Origin of the sequence: Moorena sp. SIO1F2 (genome assembly GCF_010672755.1) — a bacterium.
GTDB lineage: Bacteria > Cyanobacteriota > Cyanobacteriia > Cyanobacteriales > Coleofasciculaceae > Moorena.
In genome coordinates this window covers 1-4,267 of sequence record NZ_JAAHFV010000468.1, presented here as the reverse complement: position 1 = coordinate 4,267, position 4,267 = coordinate 1, and the positions used below count along the sequence as shown (strand labels likewise).

General features: G+C 43.7%; 4 protein-coding genes. 1 reads left to right on the top strand and 3 read right to left on the bottom strand.

Annotated elements, in window-relative coordinates; all coding sequences use genetic code 11:
• Window positions 1–220: 220 nt before the first annotated feature.
• The gene (locus F6J94_RS31045) at window positions 221–862 is read right to left on the bottom strand and encodes a hypothetical protein (protein WP_044491860.1); all 642 of its coding nucleotides are present in this window, start codon (window positions 860–862) and stop codon (window positions 221–223) included.
• Window positions 863–927: 65 nt separating this feature from the next.
• Window positions 928–1,083 (bottom strand): hypothetical protein, encoded by a 156-nt coding sequence (locus F6J94_RS31040; protein WP_293025344.1) that lies wholly within the window; start codon window positions 1,081–1,083, stop codon window positions 928–930.
• Between the two features lie 436 nt (window positions 1,084–1,519).
• Here F6J94_RS31040 and proS point away from each other — a divergent pair, with 436 nt between their 5' ends.
• A complete protein-coding gene (proS, locus tag F6J94_RS31035) occupies window positions 1,520–3,331 on the top strand; it encodes a proline--tRNA ligase (RefSeq protein ID WP_293047304.1) in 1,812 nt (603 codons plus the stop codon).
• Window positions 3,332–3,463: 132 nt separating this feature from the next.
• On the opposite strand, the gene F6J94_RS31030 is transcribed toward proS, so the two are convergent.
• A complete protein-coding gene (locus F6J94_RS31030) occupies window positions 3,464–3,979 on the bottom strand; it encodes an ATP-binding protein (RefSeq protein WP_293047303.1) in 516 nt (171 codons plus the stop codon).
• Between the last annotated feature and the right edge of the window lie 288 nt (window positions 3,980–4,267).

Genomic DNA, 4,267 nt, shown 5'->3' with positions numbered 1-4,267 from the left:
TCTTTCAAAGTTAGCCCCATTGAGGTTAACTTCGCTAAGGTCTGGTTCTAGATCTAGATTTGTCTTTCTCCATTCTGTCCATCTCAATGGATCTTGTTTGAGTAGAGCAAGATGTTCTAGATTGGCCATTGAGGTTCTCCTTCACATTATGTAGCGGTGCCAACAAAGACTTTAACTCAATGGCACTACATTAAGGGATCAGCTCAGGAAGAATTCCTTTCTATTCCTTGCGCTTGGCAGCAGGATGTTCACGACCACTCACGCTTTCAATAGCTGTCAGCGCTGCCTGAGACGCTGCTAATATATCCCGTTCTTCTCCACCTAGGTAGAGGCGTCCAAAGCTGCCCACTGCACTAATTTGTAAGATGTTAATTAAGGCGGATTTCTCTGCTTCATTGGCAGCTAGGGCGGCATAGGCAGCTGGCTCAACTTCTAATACATATAGGGTTTGCCCTGCTAGCAACATTTGACCCCGCCGTGTGCGATTAATTAACTGGGTCTGGTGGGCATCAATATTACGGATAATTTGGCTAGAAATGACCCGAGGTTTGAGCCGATCCTGTTCACGGACGCCCAGTGCGTCTAAAATTGCTTTGCCAGCTGTACGGGTTTCCCCTTGTTTATTAGCATGCACCTCTAGAAGTCCGTAAAGCCGTTCGACCACCAGCACTCCTGGACGCACGGCAGTGGATTTGAGGGCAATATCGGTAATCCGGTTAATTTCAATACCTGGTGAGATTTCAATCCAAAGGGAGGTATCTCCTGGTAAGGGCAAAAATCCTAACGCTACTGTTCCCATGTAAGCGGCGTGCTGAGGCTGCAAGCTGTCTATGTATACGTAACTGCGTAGTTCAATACCCAAAGTTTAATCTGTTCCTTTTTTGGTGACTAGAAGTTGTCCAAAAGGTAATTCGCACTCAAAGAAGCCTACCACACCTCTCGACCTTCTGCTTTACCCCAGTGAACCTCTTCACTGATTTCGACTTCATTGGCTAGTAATTCATCTAGGGTATATTCTCTGGGGGGGCAGATGGGTTGCTCGAGCTTTTGTTCATAGACATCAACAGCAATGATGACAAGCAACGAAAGATATTATTGTTGTTTTTATCCTTCAATAAAAAAAAATCTGATGATTAAAAAAACTGCAAAATTAGTTTGATATGTTTAGATTTAGTATTGACTTTATAGTTAATTTTATATAATTTAGGTTGAGGTTAAAGCTATTAATATAAAAGAAATCGGTATTTTAAAAAAACCTGAACAATAGCATCACCACAAACCTTACTTTTTTAAAGCTCCGATGGTAACCTGTTTACTCATTAAACCAAGGAAATGTAAAACTTCGTGAGTTGAAAGGTTTATAACCACGATTCTGCTAATTTAAATTAAATTAGAAACTAGCCTATAATCACATACCTTCTCAGAGGGTGAATAGTTTGTCAATCCTGGCTGACATACTGTTGATGAAAGTTTTAAACTGATGAGATAATGGTAGTTTGGTCTAAAAAGGAAGTAAGTAATGCGACTGTCTCAGATGCTGTTGGTGACACTGCGGGAAGACCCAGTGGAAGCAGAAATCCCTAGCCATAAACTTTTGCTCCGTGCGGGTTATATTCGACGTATTGGCAGTGGCATCTACGCCTATTTACCCATGATGTGGCGTGTCCTGAAAAAAGTTTCTCAGATTGTGCGGGAGGAAATGGATGCCACAGGTGCTCAAGAGTGTCTACTACCTCAGCTACAACCGTCTGAGCTGTGGAAAGAATCGGGTCGTTGGGACACCTATACGAAAGCTGAGGGCATTATGTTTGCTCTGATTGACCGACAAAAGCGGGAATTGGGACTTGGACCAACCCATGAAGAGGTAATCACTACTGTTGCTAAGGACATGATTCGCTCCTATCGGCAATTACCTCTAAACCTGTATCAAATTCAAACTAAGTTCCGAGATGAAATTCGCCCCCGATTTGGCCTGATGCGGGGACGGGAATTCATTATGAAGGATGCATACTCCTTCCATACCGATCACGAAAGCCTAAAAAAGACTTATCAGGCGATGGATCAAGCCTATCGAAATATGTTTAGCCGCAGTGGTTTGGAGTTTAGAGCGGTTGAGGCTGACTCTGGGGCGATTGGGGGTTCGGGTTCTCAAGAATTTATGGTTCTGGCTGATGCTGGGGAAGACGAGATTCTCTACACGGAGGATGGCAAGTATTCTGCCAATGTGGAAAAAGCAGTTTCCTTACCACCAGACCTAGAGCCCTCACCCTATAACACTTATGAAAAACTAGAAACTCCAAACACCTCAACTATTGACACCCTCTGTCAATTCCTGAAGTGCTCTGCCACTAATGTGGTTAAAAATGTTCTTTACCAAATTGTCTATGACAACGGCATGACGGTGTTGGTTTTGGTGAGCATTCGGGGGGATCAAGATGTAAATGAGGTGAAGTTACAAAATGAATTGGTGAAATTGGCAGACCAATACGATGCCACAACGGTTTTAGCCCTGAGTGTACCAGAGGTGGCTACCCAGGAAAAATGGGCATCGAAACCTCTACCTTTGGGTTACATGGCACCTGATTTGGCAGATGATTACATCAAACCAGCTAAAGATATTGCGCCTCAGTTTTTGCGGTTGGTAGATCAAACAGCAGTGGAACTGAAAAACTTTACTACTGGTTCTAATGAGTCAGGCTATCACGTAGTTGGTGCCAATTGGGGTGAGCAATTCCAGTTACCGAAGCTAGTGGTGGATCTCCGTAAGGCTAGTCCAGGCGATCGCGCCATCCATGACCCGAATCAAACCCTAAAAAGCGCTCGCGGCATTGAAGTTGGCCATATTTTCCAGTTGGGGAGGAAATACTCATCTGCGATGGGGGCTACCTACACCAGTGAGCAAGGGGAAGAAATTCCTTTATGTATGGGCTGTTATGGGGTGGGAGTATCTCGGTTAGCTCAAGCAGCGGTAGAGCAATCCTATGACAAGGATGGGATTATCTGGCCAGTTGCGATCGCACCCTACCATGTGATTATCACGATCCCCAATGTGGGAGATACCCAGCAGATGGCAGCAGCAGAAAAACTTTACACTCAACTCAATGAAGCAGGTATCGAAACCCTGCTTGATGACCGCAACGAACGAGCTGGGGTCAAGTTCAAAGATGCTGATTTAATTGGGATTCCCTACCGGATTGTGACTGGGCGATCGCTTAAAGATGGCAAAGTGGAAGTGGTGGAACGGGCTACCCACAAATCGACAGAACTCTCCCTTGAGGAAGTGCTACCCACCCTAAAGCAGTGGATTGATACAGCTCTAAGTACGGTTTAGGATTGAGGGTTGCAGGTTCCGTAGCGTGGCCGAAAGGCCAAGGTTGCAGGTTCCGTAGCGTGGCCGAAAGGCCAAGGTTGAATGATACAAGGATAAGCATCAAGCGTGAATATGACTAATGACTAATTAGTGTTAAAGCCATTCTATGGGTAGGGAAACGGTAAAGGTCGTTCCCTTACCCAATTCACTGTCCACAGTTATCTGACCGCCCATCAGATGACAGAGTTTTTTTGCGATCGCTAAACCCAAGCCAGCCCCACCATACTTGCGGGTGTCCGACTCATCTACCTGAGTGAAGGGTTCAAAAATCTTTGAATGTTGCTCTGGACTGATGCCAATACCGGTGTCACTGACTTGAAATGTGATTGATGGTTTAGTTCTTTGGTGTTGACCAAAATCAGGAATAATTGTAGATGGTGAATTAAATTTATCGTCAATCTCTGCTGTGCCATCACTCTTTTTGACTATCAATTTAACAGTTCCATGCTCTGTAAATTTACAAGCGTTGTTGAGCAAGTTAAGCAGGATTTGGCGCATTTTGGTGGGGTCAGTAAGGATTCTGCCAGGGTTGTTCAAATAGATTACTTCTAAGGTATTGTTGTTCTTTTCCGATAAAGGACGCACATTGGTTATCAGTTCTTCAATCAATCAGGGTAAACGCATCTAACTTAAGTAAGTTTTAAAAAATCTATATTTATCAATTTTAACTAGTAACAATCAAGCGATTGGAGCTGACTAAAAATTTTTGACCGCGTCCTCCCTTAGTTCCCGAAATGTTAAATCATAAATTTGGGTGCATATTTGGCTTATTCTCTTGGAGAAAACTTGACTAACAAGTCCCTAGTTATTTACTGGCAGATGCTAAAATTTTGACTAAATAGTTATTGTCCATAGCAGCACGAAGCGCGTTTCATCTTTAAAGGAAGTTTAAAGATG

Excerpts from the sequence above, each read along its gene's own strand:
- proS (WP_293047304.1), top strand. The coding sequence starts at position 1,520 with ATGCGACTGTCTCAGATGCTGTTGGTGACACTGCGGGAAGACCCAGTG.